The following is a 26,829-nucleotide window of genomic DNA, read 5'->3' as shown; positions in this document are numbered from 1 at the left end:
GTTAAGATAAGTTATTTCACTAATACTTTTTTAGATACTGAACCGCTTACAGTATGTATTTTAATAATATAAGTTCCTGTGCTTAAGTTCTTAACTTTATATTCAGAATAGTCCAGTTCTGAAATATCGTCAATAGTTGCAATAGATTGTCCTGCTATATTAAACAACTCTAAATATTTTATGTCTTTATTTGTTGGGTTTAATAAAACAATGCTTTCTATTTCATTAGAGTAGTATATCTCTAAGTTGTTTAGTTCGTTTTCTTCAAGGCTTAAAGCGTCGTCTTCAAAAAATGTTATTTCAAACTTATCTAAATATTCACCAGCTGGTAATGAGAATTCAAAATCACTAGTTCTTAAATTGTGATATGTGTTATTCTCAATATCATGTACAAGAATTTTTAAATTATTTGGCACATTTTCTAAGGCATCTATAGTAATTGTATTTAATCCACTTGTATTGGTCTTAATACCTAAAGGATATACGGTTTGTCCTCCAATTTCATTACTACCTTGAATAATATGTTTTTCACCATTAATTAGCCAATATAAATCATCAGTTTGTTCTTCGTTTAGTTTACCATCATAACCCCAATCTATGTCTGTTGTGGCATTATTATCTATGGTTAATAATAATTGCCTTCTTAAAGTATTAACAGAGTTAAAACCGATTCTAATTTTTGGTCTATTGTCTGAGTTAGTTGCAGATTGATTTGAGTTATTTCCGCTTCCGCTTCTAAGGAAAACAGAAGAACCACTTAATGAAGCTGCCTCTTTTTGGAATACACGTTGTCCGTTATTAAAATTAATTTTTCCTCCAGTTCCTTCACCAACAACAAAGAATCCTTGTCCTACAGGAATATATCTGCCTGGAGTTTTAGAAGGCGCTCCACCTGTTGCAACATCAGGATGTGTTGTTCCTTGATGAGCAGCTGGTGCACCTCCAGATAAGTTGTAAGTTGCATAACCACCTTGGTACTCTCCATAGATATGACTTCCGCCACCCCAATGTTCCCAGAAGTAGAGTGTTCCGTCGGTTATTGGGTTTGTTTCTGGGTGATCAGGATCATCATAGTTAATTATAGGTCCATTATCTAAAATAAACTGTACTGCATCAATAGCTGAAGGATATGGGTTACCGACTAAATAATCACTATTAGGGCCTAAGTCTAAATCTTTTATATCACCATTAGTACCAATATTTCCATTATTTGGTTTTCCATTAAAAACATAGTTTTGATCAGTTAGTATAGATCCTGAGCCTGGTCCTTTCATTGTATATCCTTGACCAGGATATAAAGATCCTGTACTACGTACATGTTGCCATGCTGAATACTCGCCATTTGGTTGATTTGCAAATTTCCAAATCCAATAATCTGCAACTGTTAAAGGAGCAGCAGTACCATTATACCCAGATGTATTGTAACTTAAATTTGTTATAACGTTTGCTAAGGTATAACTATTGTTGTTTGATAATGTGTTAGAAATACCTACAGGTGACGCCCAATAATTATAGGTATATGTGTCTGCTGTGCCTTGTTGATCTCTCTCCAGGGTACCAGAACTGTTAACATCTAAATCACTACCAATAGTTTGAATTAATTGAGATTCTCCTTCTAAATCAATATCACCATCTAAATCTAAGTAGTGCGTTACTGTTAATCCATTTCCTGTAAATGTACTTGTCGTTCTGTCTGTAACACCATCAACTGTTAGTGTGCCACTATATGCAGGCTCATCTTTTTCTGGGTCTACTGCATCTGTATATGATGATGTATCTTGAATTAATAAGCCTAAGACTGTTCTGTTTTCAGCATTCGCAATTGGTAATGTGCTATTACTCATGTTTATATCATGACCAATGTTAATAATATTCCAGTCTACAGTAATGTCTGTATCTACTATAGAGGCAGAGCCAGGAATAGTTTGTTCAGATCCATTTTTCCATGTAGCTGCTGTGTCCCAGCTAGTTCCATTTTGTGTAGTTTGATATGGTAATGGGGCAGTTTGTCTATCTACAGTTCTTAAGTTTCTTAAAGCGCCTTGGTTTCCTTTACCTGACTCATCTTTAGTATTTGTATATGTGTATGTAGACATTGGATAATAACCAATTAAATCATCCCAAGGAATGGAGTTTATATGATTTTTAGTAATTGAGTTTGGTAAAACTGTACCTCTTACTTTTGGTATTGTTTCAGAGTTTTGTTCAATTTCTTGATTCATTATTAAACGTAATTGGTCTACACTAAGTGCACGATCCCAAACACGTACTTCGTCAATATTACCTTTAAAATAAGCCGTAGGATTACCTTTACCAGCTGCTCCTATGTAAAAGGATTCGTTAGTTGCAGTTGGATTAGACATAGATGTTTCTTCTTCATCAAAAACACCATCAATATATAATCGAGCAGTACCACCACTATAAATAATAGCTACTTGATGCCATTGATCTACAGGTATTGGTGTTTTAGAGGTAATGAGGTCTGAACCACCATTCCAATGCATTTCTATATGGCCTGTAAGGTTAACTTTTAAATCATATCCTGTTGTGTATATAGTATTTCTTTTTGATAAAATGGATGTGTTTTCTGAACCAGATTCTCTTTTAATCCAGGCAGATACAGTAAACTCTGATGGGTTTAAGTCTAAGGCATCCTCCATATCAATATAATCTGAAGTTGTAGCTGGTAAAATTGGAGCACCACTAAAATATATAGATCGTTTATACTCTCTTTCTGGAGCCCATCCAAATGTTATGTATTTTGTACCATCAAAATCGTAATCTGTTTTTACTATAGCTTCACCTAATTCATTGGTGTCTGTGGTCATAATTCTATAGTCAGCTGTAGGATCAAAATTTGGCGTGTCAGAAATGAACATTAAATACACTCCGTTAGGTGGAGCAGCTGTTCTTACGGCGTTTTCTAATATAGCGACTTCAACTGTAGGAATATCGTCTGTTAAAGGGTTTTTAACGTTTTCGACAACCTTCCATGTTCTTGGTATACCGTTAAACTCGACCCAAGATCCATCTGTATGGCTTCCCAACCTTGTTGGTATTGCTGGTGTAATGTTTGCGCTCATATTAATCTCAACATTTATAGGAGCGTTATCTAAGTCTACACCATCATTTCCCCATATTAAAAATTCTTTATCTTCTAAAGCAGTACTAGGATTTAAATTATTGGTGTCATAAATACTAGATATTCCCATAGTAAGTACACCTTGCCCTCTAGTGCCTTCACTAACATCTATAGCATTGTTAACACTACGTGATTGTTTTTGTAGTAAATCTGAAGCATCATCACGCCCAATACCGGCAATATCATGATTAAAAACATCTTCAGCAGGTGTACCCGTATTTACATCCCAAATAACCGTACCATCACTATTTACATAATCTTGAGAGGTTCCATTTGTGCCTAGTGTAATACCATATTTAATAGCTAAATACGATTGAATTCTATTGCGTTCTTGTGTTAAATTGGCGTCGTCTTTTCTTGCCGAGTAAGTTATAATTTCTGCTATTCGAGCATCAGTACTACCTCGCCAACCTTCACTACGGCCTATCCAATATTTTTCGTCAGAAATAGTTCCAAAAGCACCAATATCAGACGTGTTGTTTACTATGTTGTTTGCATTATAATGTAATTCTTGAGTCGTTGCTGTAGTATTGTTATTATGTCGTGCATTTATAATCCCTACGTTATCATAAGTATGTGACCCACCATTTTGTGAGACACCAAACCCATCATCTACACCATTAGACATAGCATAGGCGTAGCATACTACTTCGCCACTAAAACGTTGCGAGTATGCTCCAAAACCAATACCTGAACCATCATTCTCTTGAGTTGATGTATCGTGATCTGAGCAAAATAAATCCATACTACCAAAGCTAGAGTTAATAGTTCTATTTGGTATTACTACCATAAAAATATCATTAGTGTAATAACCAGATGTGCCTTCTAAATATTGTTGTGGCATTTCAGTATAATCAAAACTGTTTTCGAACTCATCCGATAGATTATCAAAGTCAACAACAGGGTTAAAGTTTACATTTTGCGTTGCGCTATCATAATAGGTTGGTTCTTGCCCAGCAGTATTTACTGTAGCATCTGCACCACGCCCTTGATCTGCCCATAAACTTACAGATTGTCCACTTGTATAACTTAAACCATCTGTGCCTTTAAGCCAAAGCGCTAAATCTGATGTCACACCACCTGGTCCTTCTGTAAGAGGGACAACTCCTGTACCTTGTATGGTAAATGTATATGGGTTTTCACCTCCTGTTGTATCTCCATTTACTATTGATATTATCGCGCTTCTAGTACCATTGGCAGTTGGGTCAAAATCTACTACAAAATTAGAGCTTGAGCCAGCAGCTATAGATGCTGCAGGAAATGTAGAGACTGAAAAATCTAAGGGGTTAGCACCTCCAAAGCTTATTGCTCCTACAGTAAGTGGTAGCGTTCCTGTATTTTGTATTGTAAATGTATGTGAAATTGGAGTGCCCGAACCTGTACTTCCATAAAGCGTATTGTCTCCAGATATAGGTGTTGCATCTCCACTAAAAATAGTATTTGTTAAACCTGTAATGTTTATTTCTGGTTGAGGTGTTGTTGAAGCTGTTAATGATATATCATCAATACAGATATCACTTCTATAATTTGGGCCTGTAAGCCCTCTAAAGCGTATCATTATTGTTTGCCCTAAATATGCACTAAGGTCTATGTTTACCAAATTCCAAGCTTGAGTATGAGAAGTTTGTACTCTGCCAATTTGAGACCAAAGTATTGTAGGATAGGATAATCCATTGTTTGTACTGACTTCAACAAATAAATCACCCATACCTGGAACTTGATTTGCGTACATATGGTAATAAAATGAGAATTGAGCTGTAACAGCTCCTGTTAAATCAAAACATGGGCTTTCTAAATTTGCTGTATTACCATAATTACCTGAAGCTTCAGTATATAAATAATAAGAACCACCGTTTGCGCCTGGGTCAGGTCCTGTATTAGGAGACCCTGTTAGACCACTTAATCTTGACCAATTAAAATTATCGCCAGTATCTTGTGTCCAAGCTCCAAGTCCAGACTCAAAGCCTTCGTTGTATGGAAATGAACTTATAGGTGTTGAAGAGCATGTGCCAGAACAACCACCTGAGACGTTAAAATATACTGGAGCACTACCAGATGAACTTGCTGAATCTCCATTTTGATTAATTACATTAGTTCCAGCAGATGTAATAGTTATGTTATCTGCTCCATCCCATCCATCATCAGCAGTATCATACATTATAAAATAATAATTATTAGCATCTGCGATACAACCTAAAGAGACAGTAGTTGAATAACTATTGTTTGTGCCTCCAGTGTATCCATTGTCTATTGTGCTAATTAATGTCCCAATAGGATCATATATTTCTACTCTGTTTTCAGATGAATATGCTGGCCAAGTTACAGATACTTCTACGTATGAAGTTTGTGAGAAGGCTAAATTTGTTATTAAAAGTAGGCTACATATAGCAACATACTTTCTAAATGAAAGTGTAAAAGTTTTCATAAGCGGTTAAATTATAGTTTGGGACTAATTTAATTTATGTGTCAAATGTAAATCACAACTCTATGAAATGCAAATAAAATCGACGAAATGCATTATTTATTTTTAACTTATTGACTTTTAAGTAAATAAAAAAGGCTAAAATCATTAGATTTTAGCCTTTTTTGAGGTTAGTAATGTTTTATTGCTTAATTAATCGTTTAACAACTGTGTTAGTTTGCTCATTGTCAGTGATTTTTACAAAGTAAGTTCCGGTTGACAGTTTGTCTAAACTATTAAGTCTATAAATTCCGTTTTGAGAATTTAAGTTGTTCATGTTTACTATTATACGTCCACTAACATCTAATAATTGAACAGAAATACTATTACTAGTATATTGACTAGGAAGTTTTATGTTTATAGAGTTACTAAATGGGTTTGGATACACGCTAGCATCACTCAATTGATTAGTATCAGTAAGACTTAAAGTATCATCAACAGTTACAATGACTTCTTTTCTAGCACTTTTGATGCTTTCAATTTTCCAGTCATAAAAGAAATAGTAATATGCTGGATTGCCAATATTATTGTCTGTAATTGAAATAGCTCCGTTAGTATATGGATAACTAGCTCCTGAATTGTTTCTGTACATTTTAAAGCCAACAGACATTTCTGCACTAGCTAATCTCATATCAGTTCCTACAGGAATAAAGAAATCTAAATCTATTTGTTGAACACCAGCAGATTCTACTAGTATAACTCTAGAGTCCATCATATTACCAGAGCTATCTTGTAATTGAACTTCAATTTCTCCAGGCTGCTCAGCATTAATAGTTACTTGCGTAAGCTTTACAGCTTCAGTTGCACTAAATACTAAGTAACGATCAGTTGTTCCACCTCCAAAAAAGCCACCATTTGATGTGCTTTCTGTTGACCCTACATTAGGCATAGCGATTACATCTTCTACAAAGTAAGATGTTGTTGTTGTTAAAATGGGTGTATTGTATGACGTACCAGTAGCTAGTGGAGATGCATCATTTACGTTTTGATACCAATTTATTACGCCAGTACCAGATGCGGATAAAGCAGCACTTTCATTTTCGCCTATTGTTACATTACTAGCTGTTGGTAAAGCAGTAGTAGCTACCATAGTTACGTTTTGTACTGTTTTAGTATCATCTGTAACAGTAACGCTTATATTTTGTGTTGCATAACCAGGTGCTTCAAAAGTGACAGTGTAAGTACCGCCTTCAATTAATCTATAGTAATCTCCAAAGTCTGCATTAGAGAATACATATGAGTTTAGTTCATCGTGACCAGCTATAGATATTTTTGCAGCAATAGGGTTTCCAGACTCATCGGTTATAGTGCCTTGAAAACCATAATGAACTTGCTTGATATAATCTAAAAAGGCTTGTTTATTATAGTTCCAGTGATTTGGTAATTGAGAACCACTTACTTTTTTATTATCAGAAATCTCTACAGTAACTTCTTTAGAATGTCTAAAATAGTTCATATAATCTTGACGACCTCCATATACGACGTACCATATTGACCCTTGAGTTACACCAGGGCTTGCAGGGTTTTCTGGAGAATCATATTCGATATTAAAATAATTGCTTGGAGCAGATGTTGCTCTAATATTATCGACCCATTCTTGACAAATGTGCTCATAATAATTATGATCGGCATGTTTATCGTATGTATTGTCATAAGGGTAGTTCATAACTTCTGTACCACCATGAAAGTTAGCCGATAAAACAATATTATGAGATTCTTCAAAGTTCATGAATGCTAAAGTTTCTGGCTCGTAAACATCATTTACTTCACTGTAATGTAATCTACTACTAGTGTTAGTGCCTGGCACAAAATTTATTCTGCCAACTTCTTGGTTGTCTGGATAGTTTCTGTTTAAGTCTTGACCATTAGCGTTGGCTCTTGTTGGAGAATCAGTTAAGTTGCTATTTCCCCCATCATAAGCACCATCAGGATTTGCTAATGGGTTTATGTATAGAACTGTTGAGTTTATTATGTTGTCAACCTCTGTATCAGAACCATAATTGGTTAGTAGGTAGTCAATTAAACGAATCATTAATGGAAATCCGGTTAACTCATCACCGTGCATAGAAGAGGTATACATAAATTCTGGTTCAGCTTCATTAGTAGAAACATTGTCGGAAATTTTTAGCATTAGTAACGCTCTACCGTTTACTGTAGTTCCAATAGTTTCTAACGTGCAAATAGAAGGATACGTTGTAGCATAATAGTTCATTTTTGCTACATAATCAGAATATGATGGGTAAGCATCCCAAGTTGTATCCCAAGCAAGTGTATCATATTCAGGGTCACTATACTCTACCTCATTATCACTTTGGTTAACTACATATGGTAAACCATATGATAAAAAACGTTCAAAAGTTTCTGAGTTACCATATGCTTCAATTTCTAAAGTTTCTCTATTTACTTTATGTCCTAAAGGTAAAAAGCTTGATATTTCTTGAACTTGCGCTTCGTTATTTGCTGTAAATACAAAGCAAACTTCTCCTTTTGCCTCAATATATTGTTGAGCTTTTTGAAGATTTGTTGATTGTGAATGAATGCTAAATGATGTAAGTATTAGCACTACAAACATAAGTGTAATTTTTTTCATTAGATTTTGGGGTTTAATGGATTTGTTAAAAAATTTCGTGGCTAATATATTACTTTATTTTTAAAAACATCTACGAAATGCAAAAAAAATCGACGAAAAGCAATATTCAAATTTCGATTTTAATGTAATATGTTGATAAGTAAGGGTTTGCAATTTATATAAAAAAGGGGCTAAATTATTTTTAGTCCTTTTAAATTATTGTAGTGAGAACGAGATTTTTGATGATTTTCTTTAGGTCGCCATGACAATAGCAAAAGTCTATAACGCAAAACGCTGCTTTGTTTTTTTTGTATATATGTATTTAAGCAAGCTTTAGTAAAGCACAAAAAAAGTCTAGTGCTATTACACTAGACTTTTACTACTGTAGCGAGAACGAGATTTGAACTCGTGACCTCCGGGTTATGAATCCGACGCTCTAACCAACTGAGCTACCTCGCCATTTTAATTCGGCTGCAAATATAAAAACAAAATTACTGACAACAAACATTAAATGCTTAAATTATTTTTAAGAAATTAGTTTTTAAAGTCAACAATTAATGTATATATTGAACGCATAATATAAAAACGCTTTATGGACGAAAAGATTAAGTTTGAAATGGAGTTCCCAATACACGCTTCACCACAACTTTTATTTCAATATATATCAACACCATCTGGTTTATCTGAGTGGTTTGCTGATAATGTTAACTCTAGAGGAGAAAACTTTACTTTTATTTGGGATGATAGTGAAGAAAAGGCTAAGTTACTTAGTAAAAAAAGTGGCGAGCGTATAAAATTTAGATGGCTAACAGATGAAGAGGAAGGTGCTTCTTATTTTTTTGAAATTAGAATACAGGTTGATGAGATTACCAAAGATGTTTCGATTATTGTTACAGATTTTGCTGATGATGAAGATGAAGTAGAAGAAGCTAAAATGCTTTGGGATAATCAAATTTCTGATTTGAAACAAGTTTTAGGTTCAGCTTAAAGATACAACTAATATAGATTATATTTGTCTCGATTTTTAATCGAGACTTTTTTTATGGTTAATTATAATGGTACATTATTAGAAGATAAAAATTTTATTTCTTCAGAAAATAGAGGGTATAAGTTTGGTGATGCTCTTTTTGAAACATTAAAAGTTGTTAATGGTAAAATTTTATTTTGGGAGGATCATTACTTTAGGTTGATGGCTTCTATGAGAATTTTACGAATGGAAATTCCTATGCAATTTACCATGGAGTTTTTAGAGGCTGAAATTCTAAAAACGATTGAAGCTAATAGTCTTATTAATCATACAGCTCGCGTTAGGTTTAATGTTGATAGAGGAGAAGGCGGTAAGTATTTACCAAATAGTAAAGCGACTAGTTATAATATTATAGCAGAAAATTTGACATCAAGTATTTATTCATTACCAAATACTACAGATTATATAATTGATTTATATAAAGATTATTTTGTAACTCCAGGATTATTATCTACACTAAAGACCAATAATAAAGTTATAAATGTATTAGGAAGTATTTATGCAAAAGAAAATAATTTGAATAATTGTTTATTGCTTAATACTAATAAAAATATTGTTGAAGCACTTAATGGAAACCTTTTTTTAGTAAAAGATGCTGTTATAAAAACACCTCCATTAACAGATGGATGCTTAAATGGTATTATGAGAAAACAGGTTATAAATGCTATTAAAGATATTGAAGGTTTAGAATTTCAAGAAATATCAATTTCTCCTTTTGAGCTACAAAAAGCAGATGAGTTATTTACAACCAATGTAATTTTAGGATTACAACCCATATCTAAATTTAGAAAGAAGCATTATAAAGCAGTGGTTAGTAAATTAATATTGCAAAAAGTAAATACAAAGTTAAGACTATCTTAATTATAACTTGGGTTTTCTGGGGCATTAGACCAAAGCGAATACTCACCACCTAATTCTAACATTTTTTGTTTCCAGAATGATTGGCAACATTTCTCGATAAGCTCATTTTTATAAATGTTTTCTGAAATTATCCATGCGTTAGACGATAATTCGTTCTCTAATTGTTTTGGTTCCCACCCAGAATAGCCTAAGAAAAAACGAATGTCTGAACATTCTATTTCCTTATCATTTATAAGTTTTAGAACAATATCAAAATCGCCTCCCCAAAATATGCCGTGAGAAATCTCAATACTTTCAGGTATTAAATGTGGTATTTTATGTATAAAGTATAGATTATCCTGTTCTACAGGACCTCCATTAAATACCTTAAAATCTACATTGGTTTCAGGTATTAAATCTTTTAAAGTATACTCTAAAGGTTTATTAAGTATAAAACCTATTGAGCCCTCAATATTGTAGTCTGCTAATAAAATTACAGACCTATTAAAAGACAAATCACCAATAATTGATGGTTCGGCAATTAATAAATTTCCTTTTTTGGGCTTTTCAATAATCATACTTGTAATGATTTGATATTAAAACTAAAACATATTTTATTAATAAGCAATAAATTTGCTGACTAATACATCTTTATAAATAAAAAAAGCTCACTTATTTAAGTGAGCTTTTTAATATTTTGAAAAATATAATTAGTTAACAGCGTTACCTAAATCAGATCCAGCTTTAAACTTTACTACGTTTTTTGCTTTGATTTGTATAGTTTTACCTGTTTGAGGGTTTCTTCCTTCTCTTGCAGCTCTTCTAGAAACTGACCAAGATCCAAATCCTACTAAAGAAACTCTGTTTCCTTTTTGTAAAGATCCTTCGATATCAATTAGTAATGAATCTAATGCTTTTTTTGCAGCCGCTTTAGTAATTCCAGCATTTTCTGCCATTCCATTGATTAAATCTGTTTTGTTCATAAAATTTGTATTTAAAATTATTAAAAAAATAGTTGGGTTAAACGTTATTGTTAAATCCGTCTACAAATTTATACGGAATATCCATTCGTGCAAGTAATAGCAAGGGAAATACGATTATTTGTTAATAACTTTAGACATTTGTTAATAAACGTAGTGCATTTTGTCGATGTTTTTATAATATCAATGATAATAAGGGTTTAGAGCATTTTTGCATCGCTATTAAAATTATAACCGTTCAATAATGATTTTGTATCCATTTTTCGTTTTCCAGGAAGCTGAATTGTTTTAATATTTATGTAACCTTCTTTAACTGCGACTTTTATATCATTTTTATCAAAAACTAATTGCCCAATAGAATGAGAATGACAAACTTCTTCTTTTTCTATATCAAATATTTTTATAGATAAAGTCTCATCTTTATTATTTAAATAGCACCAAGCAGATGGAAAAGGGTTTAAACCTCTTATTTTATTATATATATGGTGTAACGGTTCATTCCAATCAATCTTGCAATTGTCTTTATTAAGTTTGTAGGCAGTTTTTATATTTTCATTTTTTGGTTGTACAGTTGCTTTGGCTTCATTATTTTCAATTAAAGAAACAGTATCTAATACGAGGTGGCTTCCTAAAACCATTAATTTATCATGAAGACTGCCAACAGTTTCATTTGTTTCAATATCAATTTCTCTACTATCAATAATAGCTCCTGTATCAATCTTTTCGTCAATAAAAAATGTGGTTGCACCAGTTTTGGTTTCGCCATTAATTATTGCCCAATGTATTGGAGCTGCTCCTCTGTAGTTTGGTAATAAGGATGCATGCAGGTTAAATGTACCATATTTTGGCATTTTCCAAACAGCTTCTGGTAACATCCTAAAGGCAACTATAATTTGTAAATTAGCATTAAGGCTTTGCAGTTCTTCTAGAAAAGCGTCATTTTTTAAGTTTGTTGGTTGTAGTATATTAAGCTTTTGAGTTAAAGCATATTTTTTTACTGCAGATTCATTTAATTTACGACCTCTTCCTGCAGGTTTGTCTGGAGCTGTAATAACTCCAACAATATTATAGTCTGATTCTATAAGTGTTTTGAGTGTTTCTACTGCAAAATCTGGTGTTCCCATGAAAACTATTCGTAATTTATTTTTCATTTAAATATGTTTTAGTTTATAGGTATTGGCAAAAGTAATCTCTATTATTTGATGCTCAATCATTAGTTGTAGTACTTTTAAAACTTCTGCCTCATTATAATTTAATTGTTCTACTAGTTCTCTTGAGTTAAGTTGCGCTTTTTCTAGAGCGAATACTATATTGTTTTCTATTGTTTTTAGATTAACTGTTTTAGTTGTGTTTTCTTTATCTCTACAAACGGAACATTTACCACAATTAGCCTTAAAATCTTCCCCAAAGTAATTTAAAAGTTGAATATTTTTGCAAGTAGTATTGTTATTTATATAATTGATTACAGCTTTTATTTGTTCTTTTTTAAGGTTGAGTTGCTGTTCTACAACAGAGGCTATTCTGTTAATTGTTTTTTCATCTTCTCTTGGTTGTAAAAATGTAATCTCTGAGTCTGTGTTAGAAAAATGAAACTCTATTATATTATCCTTTTTAAGTTGTTGTAAAGTGCTTAAAACAATATTTTCTGTTGTTGAAGCCTTAGTTGCAATTAATGTTAGGTTTATTTTTAATTGATGCTCAAAAATACCGCCATAAGTTCTTAAGATTGATTTTACTATTATTTCAAACTGCTTATTATTTTCTATATAGTTTAATAGAGTATTATTTGAAACTATAAACTGTAATTTGGTTTGATAGTTAAATTGTTGTGACAATTTTATAATACTATTTCTATCTAAAGTTTGTAAGGCCTTAAATGCTTTTGTGGTATTAAACTCATAAACTTTGCAAAAATCATTAAAATAAAACTGATGTGTTGATGAAACACCTTCTCCATATGAGATTTGAAAATAGTTGCAGAGTTTTCTGTAAACTAATTTTATAAAATCTATAGAAGGCAGTGTGTTTAAAAACTGATTTTTTAAGCGTGATTCGTCTGCGTTGTTTTTTAATAAAATTGCATAAGCCTTGCTGTTATTTCTACCAGCTCTGCCAGCTTCTTGATAATAGCTTTCTAAGCTTTCGGGTAAATTAATATGAATTATAGTCTCTACATCTGGTTTGTCAATTCCCATGCCAAAGGCATTTGTAGCAACCATTATTTTTTTCTGGTTGTTAGTCCATTGGTATAAACGGTCTTGTTTTTCTTTTGTATTAATTCCGCCATGAAAAAAAGTAGAAGAGAATCCTTTAGCTTCAAGATAGTTGTGTATTTCAATAGTGGCTTTTCTACTTCTAACGTAGATAATAGAAGCACCTTTATATGTTTTGAGTATTTGCTCTATTTTGTAATTTTTGTCTTCAGTACTTAGAACATGATATGCAATATTGGGTCTATTAAAGGATGCTTTAAACAGTTTTGGCGCAATAAAATCTAATTCTTTTATAACTTCTTCTACAACTATAGGCTTAGCAGTTGCTGTAAGTGCTATAACATTTGTGGTTGGATGTAACTGACGTAATATTGTAATGTTTTTGTATGCTGGTCTAAAATCATTTCCCCATTGACTTATACAATGCGCTTCGTCAACAGCTATAAGGTTTACATTCATTTGTTTTATGCGCTGTTGTACAATATCCTGCTGTAAACGTTCTGGAGAAAGGTATAAAAATTTGTAGTTACCGTAAATACAATTGTCTAAAAGCGAATCTAGTTCTGTATAAGAGATACCACTTGTAATTGCCATAGCCTTTATGCCCTTTTGCTGTAGTTGGGTTACTTGATCTTTCATTAAAGCAACTAAAGGTGAAACAACAATACAAATGCCTTCTTTTATAAGCGCAGGAATCTGAAAACAAATAGATTTTCCGCCTCCAGTTGGCAGTAAAGCAAAAGTATCTTCGTTATCTAAAACGGCATTTATAATATCTTCTTGTAAAGGTCTAAAAGAAGTATGGTTCCAATAACGCTCTAATATTTCAATAGGATGTGACATCACTATAAATTTAAAGCATCTAAAATAAAGTCGGCTCTATTTTCAATACTTCCAAACGGAACATCAATAAGGTTATAGTTATATGTTTTGTAAGTTTTTAGCAAATTTTCATGAATTTCAACAGCTTGGTCAAAATTTTCGTAGCGTTCACTATCACTTATAAATATTTCTTGCCAAGGTGCTAATACAAAAACTTGGTCATAAATATGTGCTTTGCAAACTTCAATAAAATGACTTGGATAATCACTCTTAACATAATCCATATATGCTAATACATCAGGTAAACCACGATCTAAAAATGCAAATTCATTTTCAATTTTTTCAGCATCATGAAATTGCTGTGTACGAGCTTTTAAAAGCATTTCGCTAAACAAAAGCGGTTCAGTTAAAAATAACTGTTCTATACCTTTTTTTCTAGCATCTAAGGTTACTTGTCTCGACACTTCATCAAAACAAACAAATGCTCTTTTTTTAAGTTCATTTATAATAGAAGATTTTCCAGTTCCTGGTCCACCAGTAATTACAATTTTTTTAGTATTCAATTTGGCAAGATTTTGGCTGTAAAATTCGGAATTAAATTCATTAATAAAAAATGTAAAGTAAAATGTATCTTTACGGTTAATAAAAGTAACAATGAGTAAACAACAAAACCCCGAAGAATTTTATAATAAATTAAGAACACAATTATTTGAAACGGCTAGCTGGCCGTCAGAATATTTATACAAATTTATAGTACCAACAGATGTAGAAAAGATTACAAAAATTGAATCACTATTTAATAATGTTGGGGCTGTAATTAATACTACCGAATCTAAAAACGGAAAGTATACAAGTGTATCTATTAATTTGTTAATGAAAACCCCAGATGCCGTAATAGATAAATACAAAGAAGTTGCCGAAAAAGTTGAAGGCGTTATTTCTTTGTAATTATAATAAAACTAACTATTTTTTTGTATTTTGCACATGTGTATAGTACACTACATGCACATGATACAAATACTACACATTTATTATTTTGATAGACGATTTAGAATACAATACAGAGCGTGAGCATTTAATCATTCCTGAATATGGAAGACATTTGCAAAAGATGATTAATTATGCAAAAGAGCTGCCAACAAAAGAAGAACGAAATAAAGTTTCGAAAGCAATAATCTCGGTTATGGGGAATTTACAACCTCACTTACGTGATGTTCCAGATTTTCAGCACAAGTTATGGGATCAATTGTTTATCATGTCAGATTTTGACCTTGATGCAGATTCTCCTTATGAGAAACCATCTAAGGAAGAGCTTACTTCGAGACCAGAACCCTTAAAGTATCCTCAAAATTTTCCTAAATATCGTTTTTATGGTAATAATATAAAAACCATGATTGATGTTGCTAATACATGGGAAGATGGAGAACTAAAAGAAGCATTAGTTTATACAATAGCTAATCATATGAAAAAATGTTTCTTAAACTGGAATAAAGATACAGTTGAAGATTACGTAATATTTAATCATTTATTTGAATTATCAGGAGGAAAGATTAATCTTAAAGAAAGTAAAGAAGCATTATCTGAAGCTTCTAACTTGATGAAAAGTAAGAAGAAATATAGCTCAAATAATAAGAAGCACCATAAAAAGAATAATAACTCTAATCGTAACAGAAAACGCTACTAATACTTCATGGGTACATTTATTATTGAAGGAGGTCACCAATTAAAAGGAAAAATACAACCTCAAGGTGCAAAAAACGAAGCTCTACAAATACTTTGTGCAGTATTACTTACTGCAGAAGAAATAACTATTAACAATATACCAGATATTGTAGATGTTAATAAACTTATTGCTTTATTAAAAAAATTAGGAGTAAAGATTAATAAAATTGCTAAAGGATCTTACACTTTTAAAGCAGATGAGGTTAACCTAAAATATTTAGAGTCTGCAGAGTTTAAAGAAGACGGACGAGGTTTGAGAGGTTCTATAATGATTGTAGGACCATTATTGGCACGTTTTGGTAAAGGTTATATCCCAAAACCAGGAGGTGATAAAATAGGACGTAGACGTTTAGATACTCATTTTGAAGGTTTTATTAACCTAGGAGCGAAGTTTAGATATAATAAAGAAGATTATTTTTATGGCGTAGAAGCTGATAGGTTAAAAGGAACTTATATGCTTTTAGACGAGGCTTCTGTAACAGGAACAGCAAATATAGTTATGGCTGCTGTTTTAGCTGAAGGCACTACTACTATTTATAATGCAGCTTGCGAACCTTATTTACAACAGCTTTGTAAAATGCTTAACAGAATGGGAGCTAAGATTAGTGGCGTAGGTTCTAATATGCTAATTATTGAAGGTGTAGATAAATTAGGAGGAACTCAACATAGAATGCTTCCAGATATGATAGAAATTGGTAGTTGGATAGGTCTTGCTGCTATGACTAAAAGTGAACTTACAATTACCAATGTAAGTTGGGACGATTTAGGACAAATACCAAATGTATTTAGAAAACTTGGCATTACTGTAGAGCGACAAGGAGATGATATTCATATCCCGGCACATACAGACGGTTATGAGATACAAAGCTATATAGACGGTTCTATTTTAACTGTAGCAGATGCACCTTGGCCAGGATTTACTCCAGATTTGTTGAGTATAGTTTTAGTGATTTTAACACAAGCTAGAGGAAGTGCATTAGTACATCAAAAAATGTTTGAAAGCCGTTTGTTTTTTGTTGATAAGTTGATAGATATGGGCGCAAAAATTATTTTGTGCGATCCACATAGAGCTACAGTAATTGGGCATGATTTTAAATCGCAATTAAAAGCAACAACCATGACATCTCCAGATATTAGAGCTGGAGTATCGTTATTGATAGCAGCTTTATCTGCAAAGGGAACATCTACAATTCATAATATTGAACAAATAGATAGAGGTTACGAGAATATTGATGAACGTTTAAGAGCAATTGGAGCAAAGATTACACGTATTAGCGGAAATTAACTTGCTTTAAAAAAAGAGAAAAACAAAAAAGCCTCGATAATTCGAGGCTTTTTTGTTTTTCTAAATTAGCTTATTCCATAGAATAGAAAAATTGTTCATTAGAGATTTTCCCGTCTTTAACTTCAAAGACAGCAACTTCTTCCATTTGTTGTCTTCCTCTATCTTTAAAGGTAACATCAAAAGTCATTTTTGTTGTAAAGTGATTTCCAGCTACAGCAGGCTCACTAATTTCTCCTGCATGAAATTCTTCAACATTATCTAACCATTGTTTGTTTTTATTCCAAACATTTTGTTTGCCTGAAACTATTTCATCAGGCATGCCAGGCATTTCTCTACTAGTAACATTATCAGCGTAAAGGTCGTTTACACATTCTAAATTTTTACCTTGTTGACACATGTTCCACCATTTATTTGCTACGTCTTTAGTACTCATGATTAATTGATTTTTTAAGATTAGAAACTAAAGTTAATGAAAACTAAAAAAGGATGTCTTAAAAAAATGTTATGATTATATCAATTAATAAATGCAAATAAAAAAGCTTCAGTGTTTCTGAAGCTTTTTAAGTATATGTTTGGCGAAAATTATTCTTTAATTATTTTATGAATATAAGTTGTATTATTGGTCTTTAAGTGAGCAAAATACACGCCACTATTTAAACGCGTTAAGTCGATTTGATTTTGAGTTAAAGAAAGTTGCGTTTTATTTAAAACAATTTTACCAGTAATATCATAAATTTCAAACGAAGCGTTTTCTAATTGTTGAAGCCCTTGAATAATTATTCTATCTTTTGTTGGGTTAGGGAAAATAGTAAATATAGATTGAGTAAAATCTTGACTTCCTAAAGTATCACCTTCTGTAATTTCGATAGATTCATTTATATTAGGGTTTATAATTGTGTCTACTGTACCAGAAGGCCACTTTACCGTAATAGATGTAATAGTTGTATTTGCTCCTAAACCAAAGTGCGTCATTAAAGAGTTCATTGTACCATAGCTTTCTCCAGACCTAACTTCTCTAATTTGTGTAATACCTCCAGCTACTAATTCTATTCTTGCTCCAATACCATTAATATTACTAGCTAAACCATTTAAACGTATTTCACTCCAGTTGTTTGCATTACCATCATTTAAATAAATTACATCTGGATTGCTTGAGTAGTTATTATAACCTGTTGCAAAACCAGCCATGACGTCAATAAAACCATCGTTATTTAAATCACCAACAGCTGCACTTTGAATTCTAGATGGTCCAGAAGGAAGTGTGAAAGGCGAAGCCATTTCTGTAAATGTTTTGTTTCCGTTGTTTTTAAACATACGGTGAGAGCCGCTTCTTGCTGTAATAAATAGATCAACATTCATATCATTATCAAAATCTTCCATAATAATTTGAATTCCGCCACTTCCCATTGCAAGTAATTCTGAAGCTATTCCAGAAGCAGCAGTAATGTCAGTAAATGTTCCGTCACCATTATTTTCATAGATAACGCTACTAATATCATGGTTAACTACAATACAATCCATATCGCCATCATTGTCAATATCTTCAAAACTAGAGGCCCAAGATTGACCATAAGGTCTTAATCCAGCTGCTAAAGCAACATCAGTATAGTTTCCGCTACCATCGTTTTGAAACAATAAATTTACACGTCTACCATCCATTGGTAATCCGCCAGCACTTAATCTACATTTAGAAATGTATAAATCGATATCGCCATCATTATCATAGTCTGTCCAAATGGTTCCATAATTGCCAGAATTATCTGATGCAATTGTAGAAGGCGTGCTAATTAGTGAAGCATCATAAGTCATTGTTCCGCTTCCATTTCCACTATAGGGTGATGACATGCCATCATCATGACAAGCAAAAATGTCTATGGTTCCGTTATTGTCTATATCTGCAAAGTTTACATTTTGCACAAAAATATTTGGTCCTCCTAAAACAGTTTCATTATAGTCTGTACCAGTACTATTTGCTGTTAGTATTTTAACGCCATTATAAGCACCTCCAACTAAAACGTCATTATATCCATTTTGGTCTAAATCTGCGATGGCCATTCCCCATTCACTACCACTACCAGAAATACTTCCGTAGTTTAATCGTGTGAAATTTCCATCAGTGTTTTGATATTCAATTTGAAGATTCCTAGCACGATCGAGTCTAACAATATCATCTAGACCATCTCCATTCATGTCAGCAACACCAATAGCACATCCACTTCTAAGCCCAGAATTTACTAGTTTGTTATTTGTGTTTGTAAAGGTTGTTTGCGAAATAGCAATAACTGGTATACACAGTAATGCATTAAAAAGTAGTTTTTTCATCATATTTGGTTAAGTTATAAAGTTGGTATAAATATAAGGTATTTTTATAAGCTCTTAAAAATCAATTAATAAATTAACTTAATTAACTAGGTTGTAAAGTAGAATTTAAGAGTCATAACACTTATCATCTTTAACCAATTTACAGCTAAATACAGCCAGAAAAACACCAATAAAGGCAGCTGTTAAGTAAAGTCAAAGGAGCTGTAAATTTCCTGAAACTATGGCATGTGCTAAAGAGCGAATTGGATTCATTGAGGCTTTAGTGATTGGGCCAGTAAACATAGCTTCTAATAAAATTACGCCTCCAACTGCAATCACAAAACACCATTGAGAAAGTACCAATAATTTCAGCATAATATTTTTTCATGTTCTAATTTTTAGCAAAGATACAGTCTCTTAATTTATGGTTTTATTAACAATGAACCGTTTTATGAATTTGTAATTTTATAGCATTAAAACTAATCATTAAATCTAAATAAAATGAAAAAATTACTTATGATTGCTTTAGTATTTGCAGTTTCAATGAACGTAAATGCTCAAGTAGAAACACCACAACCTAGTCCATTTTCAAAATTAGAACAGAAAGTTGGATTAACAGATATTACAATTGAATATTCTCGACCTGGAGTTAAAGGAAGAACAATTTTTGGAGGTTTAGAGCCTTGGGGAACAACTTGGAGAACAGGTGCTAATGCTAATACTAAAATAACTTTTAGTGATGATGTTAAATTTGCTGGAACAGATGTAAAAGCTGGAACTTATGCTGTTTTTACTAAATTAAATTCTGCTAAACAATGGGATGTTATGTTATATTCTGACTCAGATAATTGGGGAACACCAAGAGAATGGGATGATAGTAAAGTTGCTGCTACAGCTAAAGTTGATGTTCATGAAGTTCCATTTAATGTGGAAACATTTACAATGGATATTAATAATATTACCAATGATGGAGGAACTTTAGATATGATTTGGGAAAAATCTTATGTAGCTATTCCTTTTACGGTACCAACAGAAACAAAAGTAAATGAAGGTATTACTAAAGTAATGAATGGACCTTCTGCTGAGGATTATTATGCATCGGCTGTATTTTATTTAGAGTCTGGAAATGACATTAATAAAGCTGTAAAATGGATTGATAAAGCTATAGAAATGACTAGTGATAAACCTAAGTTTTGGTATATTCATCAACAAGCATTAATTCATGCTAAAAGCGGAGATAAAGCAGGAGCTATAAAAGCTGCAAAAGCATCTTTGGCTTTAGCTAAAGAAGCAAAGTATGCTCCTTATATAAAGAAGAATGAAGATGTTTTAAAAGAATTAGGAGCATTATAATTTATAATCTATTTAATAAACAAGCCGAAGCATATTGCTTCGGCTTTTTTTAATTCTCTTAAGTGTCAAATATTTTTGATGGTTTCTTTTGTTGAGCTTGGAGTTAACGTTTGTAGCAGACACGCTATTGTAATTACAATAAGGCAGCCAACAAAGTTTAGCCATAAAAAAGGTAGGTTTATAAACTCATATTCATTTAATAAAAATAAACCGATTACTAGTACTTGAGTAATTAATGCAGCTACAAAAACTGCATGACCTTTTACAAACTTAAAAAAGAAGGCTAGTAAAAAGATACCTAGTACATTACCGTAAAAAATAGAACCAATAATATTTACTAGTTGTATTAAGTTTTCTGCAAGATTTGCAACGCAAGCAACGCCAATAGCAATAACTCCCCAAGCTAATGTAAACCATCGTGAGGCTTTAACCATTTGACTTTCGGTTTGTTCTTTTATGTTCCTTTTGTATAAATCTATAGTTGTAGTACTGGCTAATGCATTTAACTCACTTGATGTGCTAGACATTGCTGCACTTAAAATAACAGCCAATAATAGACCAATTAAACCTCGCGGAAGATTATTTAATATAAAGTGAATAAAAACGTAATCTTTATCATTACTTTCAACTTTTACATTTTGAGATATTCCTGCTTTTTCTATAAGTGTTTTTGCTTCTGCTCTAATTTCTTCATTAGCTTCATTTGCTAATGCTATATAGGTTTTTGCTTCAGTGCTTTCAGAATTGATATAATTTGAAATGATTGTTTTTTTATCATTAAAAATTTGCAGTTGTTCTTTTTGAAGTGCTTCAAAATCTTTGGCATATTCAGAATTTAAAACAACCTCTGTAGCTGTAGGATTAAAATTCACAGGTGGTTTATTAAACTGATAAAATACAAATACCATTACACCAACTAATAAAATAAAGAACTGCATAGGTACTTTTAAGAGTCCGTTAAAAACTAAACCCAATTGCATTTCTCTTAATGATTTCCCAGATAAATAGCGTTGCACTTGACTTTGGTCTGTACCAAAATAAGATAGCATTAAAAATGTACCGCCAATAATACCGCTCCAAAAGGTATAGCGATTGTTTAAACTAAATGAAAAATCTAAAACCTCCATTTTACCACTAGCTCCAGCAATATCTAAAGCTTTAGTAAACGTAATATTTTCAGGAAGTTTATTTATGATTAAAATAAATGCAATAACCATACCTGTAAAAATCACAACCATTTGATGTTTTTGTGTAACATTCACAGCTTTCGTTCCGCCAGAAACTGTATAAATAATTACTAGAATACCAATGATGATGTTTAGCAATAATAAATTCCAACCTAGAACAGCAGATAAAATAATTGCTGGTGCAAATATGGTAATTCCGGCAGCTAAACCTCTTTGTATTAAAAATAATATTGCTGTAAGTGTTCTCGTTTTTAGGTCGAACCTGTCTTCTAAAAACTCATAAGCAGTATACACTTTTAAGCGATGATAAAGCGGAATAAAGACCATGCAAATAACAATCATGGCTATTGGTAATCCGAAGTAAAACTGAACAAACCCCATTCCGTCATTAAATGCCTGACCTGGTGTTGATAAAAATGTTATAGCACTTGCTTGGGTTGCCATAACAGACAAGCCAATAGTCCACCATTTTGATGTATTACCACCTTTTAAATAATCTTGAACATTTTTGCTGCCTCTGGTTTGATACGTTCCGTATGCAACAATAAGTAAAAGCGTACTTATAAGTACAATCCAATCTAGTGTTTGCATTTTAAAATGTTTTAGTTATAATAAAAAATGCAATGATGTATAAGATGTTAGCTATAAGTACAAGCGAGTACATTTTATTCCATTTGTAATTCTTCATTAGTTAGTTTTTTATCTGATTGTCTTGTTTTTTAATATCGTCTTTACCAATACTTAACATATTTGCAAATAGGCGATAAGCTCCAGAAACGCCTTCTGGAAATTCTCTAAAAAAGCTTAATCCAGTATAGATATAATAACCTTTACCGTGTTTTGCAATTAGTAAACTTCCATCTTTAGGTGTTTCTCCTTTGTCATTCATTGATAGAATAGGAGTGAACTCACTTGACCATTCGTTTGGAAAATACAAACCACGTTCTTGTGTCCAGCCTTCAAAATCTTTTTGAGTTATTTTATTTGGAAAGTTTAGTAATTCATGCTCTGGATTTAAAAAACGTACTTGAGCATTTTCATCAGTAACACGATCTCTAGATAGCTTTAAGTTGTATGGTGCTAACTCGTCTACCTTTACACGATGACTTGTATTGTACTGCACAATCATATTTCCGCCTCGAGCTACAAAATCAAAAAGTAACTGTTGCTTGTATTTTAACTCTTCAACAGTATTATATGCACGAATACCTAAAACAACAGCATCAAAACGATTAAGTGTTTCTGCATTTATGTCTTCTGGTTTAATTGTGATAACATTATAACCAATTTGTTTTAAGCTTTCTGGAACAACATCTCCAGCACCTTCAATATAAGCAATGTTTTCTCCTTTTTTCTGAATATTTAATCGAACAACCTTGCTTTCACTAGGTAATAAAACGGTTTGAAACGGAATGTGTTCGTAATCAATTTCTATTAGCTCTTTTGAAAATACTTTATTGCCAATAAATACTTTTGGAGTTATTTGTCCTTCACTTTGATTTTTTGGCGGAATTACAGTAAATACTAATATTTGCTCTTCATTTTTATGAGCAATCTCTATTTTTTGTTTTGCTGGATAAACATTCCAACCATCTGGATGTTCTAATTGAACAAAACCTTCTATACTATTTTTACCAGCTTTTACAATGACTTGAATTTCTTTTTGTTGGTCGTTTTCAAAAATGATGACGCTTTCTGATACTTTTACAGACGCTTCAGGAATAATTTCAAAAGGCCTATATAATTCTCCTTTATCTGGTTTGGAGTATCTATAGACTACATCTTTTGTGATTGAAAACGGAATATCATTAATCTTTAAGTTGAAATCTACACGTACACTTCTTGGTGTTTCTGGAAGTCCTATCAAGCTTTTATCTTCAACATGATACATGCCTAAAGTTCCTTTTTTGTTTAGCCAATATGGTCCAGTTGAAGCCATAGAACTTGGGATGTTTATAGCCTCTGTAAAGTTTTGCTTTTGATTAGGTTTTAACTTAGTGTTTTTAGAAATAGCCGTAGCTTTAGTTGAAACACCTAATGAAACAAGCTCAATTTTTGCGTTACTTCTATTTAAGGCTTCAATATTTAATTCTATGGTATTTCCGTTGCTTATAGTTGGTGTGCTTGCTGAAGCTTCCAAATATAAACCAGCACATGCTTCAATAATTGTTTTTAGTTCTTTTGTTTTAATAACTTTCCAATGCTCATCCTCAATAGACTTTAACAGTAGATAGGCTTTTAAAAGTTCTGGAATATGAATTGATGGGGTTTTAAAGTTGAAATTAGTTTCGATGGCATATAAAATATCACCTATGGTTTTTCCGCCTTTAATCCTGTTCCAAGAAGTGTCTATACCTGAAAAGATGTCTGTTTTATCTTCAGGAAAATCTCCTTTTAAAAACTCAATGTATTCTTTGCTAGAACCACGTTGAGATAAACGACCAAACCCTTGGCATAAATGCTGACTGCTTGCTAAGGAAGCAAGTTCGTTATTTGATAATCCTTTAAGCGGATAGTATGTGCCAATATCGAAATTTAGCATATTACTTTTGTCTATTTTATCAAACGCTTCTCGACTGCCATAGCGCCACCAACTTGTATTGTAAAACAAACGTTTTGGTTGCCATAAACCAGTCTGTTTTAGTTGATTTGGATATGCTGTATTATCGTTTGCTAAATCAAAAGCTTCAATACTTAACATTGCCGAACTTGTATGATGACCATGAGTTCTTCCTGGCGTTCTATGATCAAAACGATTTATAATAATATCTGGTTTAAATTGTCTAATGGCTAAAACCACATCACCTAGTACGTCTTCTTTGTTCCAGATGTTTAAGGTTTCATCTGGATGTTTTGAAAAACCAAAATCGTTAGCACGAGTAAACAGTTGTTCGCCACCATCAACACGTCTTGCAGCTAATAATTCTTGTGTTCTCATAACACCTAAAAGTTCTCTAATTTCTGGACCAATAAGGTTTTGTCCGCCATCTCCACGAGTTAAAGATAAATATGCAGTACGTGCTTTAACTTGGTTAGACATATAAGAAATTAAACGTGTGTTTTCATCATCTGGATGTGCAGCAACATAGAGAACAGATCCTAAAAAGTTTAATTTTTGTACAGATTCGTAGATATCTGTAGCACTCATTTTTTTAGGTTCTTGAGCTTGAGAATATATAGATAGAAAAAATAAAACTAAAAAGAATTGTAGAGGTTTTTGCATGGTTGTATTTAGTTAGCTTAAACCAAATATAGCAAAGTAGTATAGCCTAATCTTACGTTTTAGACTTTCTTTAACTTATGAGTTTAGGTTTTAACTTTTATTTATCAAAAGCATTTTTTTCAACAAGCGTTACAGCTTTTTGAAGTAGTAAGTTATTTGGGTAGGTTACTAAATTACCATCATCTTCTCTTAAATGTATTTGAAATGAACGGATATCTTCTATAATTGCTTCAATCTCATGATCTTTATCATGAATTTTAATTTTATCTCCAATTTTATATGGGAAAGAAAAGAACATAATAATGCCAGAAGTTACATTGCTTAAAATAGACCAATTGGCGAAAAGCGTAATGCCTAATATGGCAAATATTGAAGAGAAAACAACAGTAAGATCTTTTATTTCTACACCTAAAATAAATGCTTCAATGAGTAATGCTAATATTAGGAAGCTAACAGTTATATATCGACCAACAAGTTTAGCTCGACCAACATGTTTATTTTTAGTGTTTCCAATTACTCTAATAATAAGTCTAGCGGTTAATTGTATGATGAAAAATATTCCAAATACTATTAATGAGTTTATTATCTCACTGTGATATGTAGAAAAAAAATCTGACATAAGTCGGTGTTTTTAAATCAGATGCAAAGGTAAGTTAGAAAAAAATTAAATGTACTAATTAATAATACTATTTAGGGTTTTATATACCAAATGAGTAGGAAGTCCCATGACATTAAAATAGGAGCCTTCAATTTGTATGACACCTATTTGCCCTATCCATTCTTGAATACCATAAGCACCAGCTTTATCAAAAGGTTTACATTTATCTATGTAGTAATTAATTTCGTCATTAGATAATGCTTTAAAGGTTACTTTAGTGATTGCATTTACTGTTTTTTGTAATGTTTTCGTTGTAAAACAAACAGAAGTTATAACCTCATGAGTTTCATTACTAAGTGATTTTAAAATGTTAAAAGCGTCTTGAGTATCTTTTGGTTTTCCTAAGGCTTGGTTATTATGCCAAACTATAGTATCGCTAGTTATTAAAATATCATTGGGTTTTAATTCTTCTTTAAAAGGAAGTGCTTTTAATTGGGCTAGATAGTCTGGTATTTCAAAATGCGTTAAACGATTAGGATATTCTTCCTTTACAGATTTTAATCTAATTTCGAAATCTAAATTTAAGTCTTTAAAAAAATGTTGTCTTCTTGGAGAACCTGAAGCTAGAATGATATTATATTTTGATAGATTTTTGTTCAGCATTAATGGTTTTTTGATACTTTTAGCACTTTAGATTCTTTTTTTACTTGCGCTTTTAAATATTTAAAAAGTAATCTAAAAGCAAAGAATAAGTTTGAGCCTATAAATAGTACGCCAATGCCTAATAGTTTTTTTGCATTTGCATTGAAGGTTTCAAACTCTGAAAACTCAGATAATAATGCTAAAACTAAATATAGATTTAGGAGTATTAAAATACAACTGATTACAATTCCTAAGGTGTTGTTTTTTGTTAGTATTAATATACCAAGAATTATTAATAAGCCAATTGCTATGTAATTTATAATCAAAGCCGTTAAACTCCAGTAATACAAAATAGCTAAAGCAAAATATATTTCAGGTAAGTATGATTTTAAAACTTTCATCTGTTTATAGCTTTTATCAGTCATATATAACATTCATTTAATCATTTTTCTGTGCATTGAAAA

Annotated in this window: 21 protein-coding genes and 1 tRNA gene; 6 read left to right on the top strand and 16 right to left on the bottom strand. The window is 32.0% G+C overall.

The genetic code is table 11. The features are described 5' to 3' along the window. Positions 1 to 11: 11 nt before the first annotated feature. The 3 genes from BXY80_RS09655 to BXY80_RS09645 all read right to left on the bottom strand — a co-directional run bounded on the left by BXY80_RS09655 (position 12) and on the right by BXY80_RS09645 (position 8,631). The gene (locus tag BXY80_RS09655) at positions 12 to 5,567 is read right to left on the bottom strand and encodes a LamG-like jellyroll fold domain-containing protein (protein WP_120201377.1); all 5,556 of its coding nucleotides are present in this window, start codon (positions 5,565 to 5,567) and stop codon (positions 12 to 14) included. 178 nt (positions 5,568 to 5,745) lie between these two features. Then, positions 5,746 to 8,193 carry a M14 family zinc carboxypeptidase gene (locus BXY80_RS09650; protein ID WP_120201375.1) on the bottom strand — a complete coding sequence of 816 codons (2,448 nt, stop codon included), beginning with the start codon at positions 8,191 to 8,193 and terminating at the stop codon, positions 5,746 to 5,748. A gap of 364 nt (positions 8,194 to 8,557) precedes the next feature. Continuing rightward, positions 8,558 to 8,631: transfer RNA gene (locus BXY80_RS09645), tRNA-Met, on the bottom strand. 133 nt (positions 8,632 to 8,764) lie between these two features. On the opposite strand from BXY80_RS09645, the gene BXY80_RS09640 reads away from it, so the two are divergent. Both BXY80_RS09640 and BXY80_RS09635 read left to right on the top strand, forming a co-directional pair. Beyond that, positions 8,765 to 9,160 carry an START-like domain-containing protein gene (locus tag BXY80_RS09640; RefSeq protein WP_120201373.1) on the top strand — a complete coding sequence of 132 codons (396 nt, stop codon included), beginning with the start codon at positions 8,765 to 8,767 and terminating at the stop codon, positions 9,158 to 9,160. Positions 9,161 to 9,214: 54 nt separating this feature from the next. Further along, positions 9,215 to 10,060: an aminotransferase class IV gene (locus tag BXY80_RS09635; protein WP_120201371.1), complete on the top strand. Its 846-nt coding sequence runs from the start codon at positions 9,215 to 9,217 to the stop codon at positions 10,058 to 10,060. Here the strand turns inward: BXY80_RS09635 and BXY80_RS09630 are convergent. The 5 genes from BXY80_RS09630 to BXY80_RS09610 all read right to left on the bottom strand — a co-directional run bounded on the left by BXY80_RS09630 (position 10,057) and on the right by BXY80_RS09610 (position 14,617). Further along, entirely contained in the window at positions 10,057 to 10,617 is a 561-nt protein-coding gene (locus BXY80_RS09630; RefSeq protein ID WP_120201369.1) for a YqgE/AlgH family protein, read from the bottom strand. The two genes, BXY80_RS09635 and BXY80_RS09630, sit on opposite strands and share 4 nt — an antisense overlap. Positions 10,618 to 10,749: 132 nt before the next feature. Then, positions 10,750 to 11,040, bottom strand: a complete 291-nt coding sequence (locus BXY80_RS09625; RefSeq protein ID WP_262603172.1) for an HU family DNA-binding protein — start codon at positions 11,038 to 11,040, stop codon at positions 10,750 to 10,752. 179 nt (positions 11,041 to 11,219) lie between these two features. Further along, on the bottom strand, positions 11,220 to 12,170 hold the full coding sequence (gene fmt / locus BXY80_RS09620; protein WP_120201365.1) for a methionyl-tRNA formyltransferase: 951 nt from the start codon (positions 12,168 to 12,170) through the stop codon (positions 11,220 to 11,222). Continuing rightward, complete coding sequence (locus BXY80_RS09615; protein ID WP_120201363.1) at positions 12,171 to 14,075, bottom strand: RecQ family ATP-dependent DNA helicase; 1,905 nt, start codon at positions 14,073 to 14,075, stop codon at positions 12,171 to 12,173. A gap of 2 nt (positions 14,076 to 14,077) precedes the next feature. Then, entirely contained in the window at positions 14,078 to 14,617 is a 540-nt protein-coding gene (locus tag BXY80_RS09610) for an AAA family ATPase (RefSeq protein WP_120201361.1), read from the bottom strand. A gap of 91 nt (positions 14,618 to 14,708) precedes the next feature. Here BXY80_RS09610 and BXY80_RS09605 point away from each other — a divergent pair, with 91 nt between their 5' ends. From BXY80_RS09605 to murA, 3 genes are all read left to right on the top strand, one after another. Next, a complete protein-coding gene (locus BXY80_RS09605) occupies positions 14,709 to 15,002 on the top strand; it encodes a DUF493 family protein (RefSeq protein ID WP_120201359.1) in 294 nt (97 codons plus the stop codon). An 88-nt stretch (positions 15,003 to 15,090) separates the two neighbouring features. Continuing rightward, on the top strand, positions 15,091 to 15,738 hold the full coding sequence (locus BXY80_RS09600; RefSeq protein ID WP_120201357.1) for a DUF4290 domain-containing protein: 648 nt from the start codon (positions 15,091 to 15,093) through the stop codon (positions 15,736 to 15,738). Between the two features lie 6 nt (positions 15,739 to 15,744). Then, positions 15,745 to 17,061, top strand: coding sequence for a UDP-N-acetylglucosamine 1-carboxyvinyltransferase (gene murA, locus BXY80_RS09595; protein WP_120201355.1), 1,317 nt, complete (start codon positions 15,745 to 15,747; stop codon positions 17,059 to 17,061). A gap of 70 nt (positions 17,062 to 17,131) precedes the next feature. On the opposite strand, the gene BXY80_RS09590 is transcribed toward murA, so the two are convergent. The 3 genes from BXY80_RS09590 to BXY80_RS09580 form a co-directional block, all read right to left on the bottom strand. Beyond that, positions 17,132 to 17,494: a nuclear transport factor 2 family protein gene (locus BXY80_RS09590; RefSeq protein ID WP_120201353.1), complete on the bottom strand. Its 363-nt coding sequence runs from the start codon at positions 17,492 to 17,494 to the stop codon at positions 17,132 to 17,134. A gap of 149 nt (positions 17,495 to 17,643) precedes the next feature. Continuing rightward, complete coding sequence (locus BXY80_RS09585; RefSeq protein ID WP_162843298.1) at positions 17,644 to 19,383, bottom strand: FG-GAP-like repeat-containing protein; 1,740 nt, start codon at positions 19,381 to 19,383, stop codon at positions 17,644 to 17,646. Positions 19,384 to 19,575: 192 nt separating this feature from the next. After that, positions 19,576 to 19,737: an aquaporin gene (locus tag BXY80_RS09580; protein WP_245977244.1), complete on the bottom strand. Its 162-nt coding sequence runs from the start codon at positions 19,735 to 19,737 to the stop codon at positions 19,576 to 19,578. A 126-nt stretch (positions 19,738 to 19,863) separates the two neighbouring features. On the opposite strand from BXY80_RS09580, the gene BXY80_RS09575 reads away from it, so the two are divergent. Then, positions 19,864 to 20,715, top strand: a complete 852-nt coding sequence (locus BXY80_RS09575) for a DUF2911 domain-containing protein (protein ID WP_120201349.1) — start codon at positions 19,864 to 19,866, stop codon at positions 20,713 to 20,715. A gap of 65 nt (positions 20,716 to 20,780) precedes the next feature. Here the strand turns inward: BXY80_RS09575 and BXY80_RS09570 are convergent, their stop codons facing one another. From BXY80_RS09570 to BXY80_RS09550, 5 genes are all read right to left on the bottom strand, one after another. Then, positions 20,781 to 22,493 (bottom strand): sodium:solute symporter, encoded by a 1,713-nt coding sequence (locus BXY80_RS09570; RefSeq protein ID WP_120201347.1) that lies wholly within the window; start codon positions 22,491 to 22,493, stop codon positions 20,781 to 20,783. 100 nt (positions 22,494 to 22,593) lie between these two features. Continuing rightward, a complete protein-coding gene (locus BXY80_RS09565; RefSeq protein WP_120201345.1) occupies positions 22,594 to 25,125 on the bottom strand; it encodes a PIG-L family deacetylase in 2,532 nt (843 codons plus the stop codon). Positions 25,126 to 25,222: 97 nt separating this feature from the next. Further along, complete coding sequence (locus BXY80_RS09560; protein ID WP_120201344.1) at positions 25,223 to 25,744, bottom strand: mechanosensitive ion channel domain-containing protein; 522 nt, start codon at positions 25,742 to 25,744, stop codon at positions 25,223 to 25,225. 54 nt (positions 25,745 to 25,798) lie between these two features. Next, a complete protein-coding gene (locus tag BXY80_RS09555) occupies positions 25,799 to 26,386 on the bottom strand; it encodes a Maf-like protein (RefSeq protein WP_120201342.1) in 588 nt (195 codons plus the stop codon). Continuing rightward, positions 26,386 to 26,766 (bottom strand): hypothetical protein, encoded by a 381-nt coding sequence (locus BXY80_RS09550; protein WP_147376123.1) that lies wholly within the window; start codon positions 26,764 to 26,766, stop codon positions 26,386 to 26,388. The genes BXY80_RS09555 and BXY80_RS09550 overlap by 1 nt, the downstream gene beginning before the upstream one ends. Positions 26,767 to 26,829: the final 63 nt, after the last annotated feature.

It is taken from the genome of Ichthyenterobacterium magnum (genome assembly GCF_003610635.1).
Classification (GTDB): Bacteria; Bacteroidota; Bacteroidia; order Flavobacteriales; family Flavobacteriaceae; genus Ichthyenterobacterium; species Ichthyenterobacterium magnum.
This window is presented reverse-complemented; position numbering and strand designations above follow the sequence as displayed.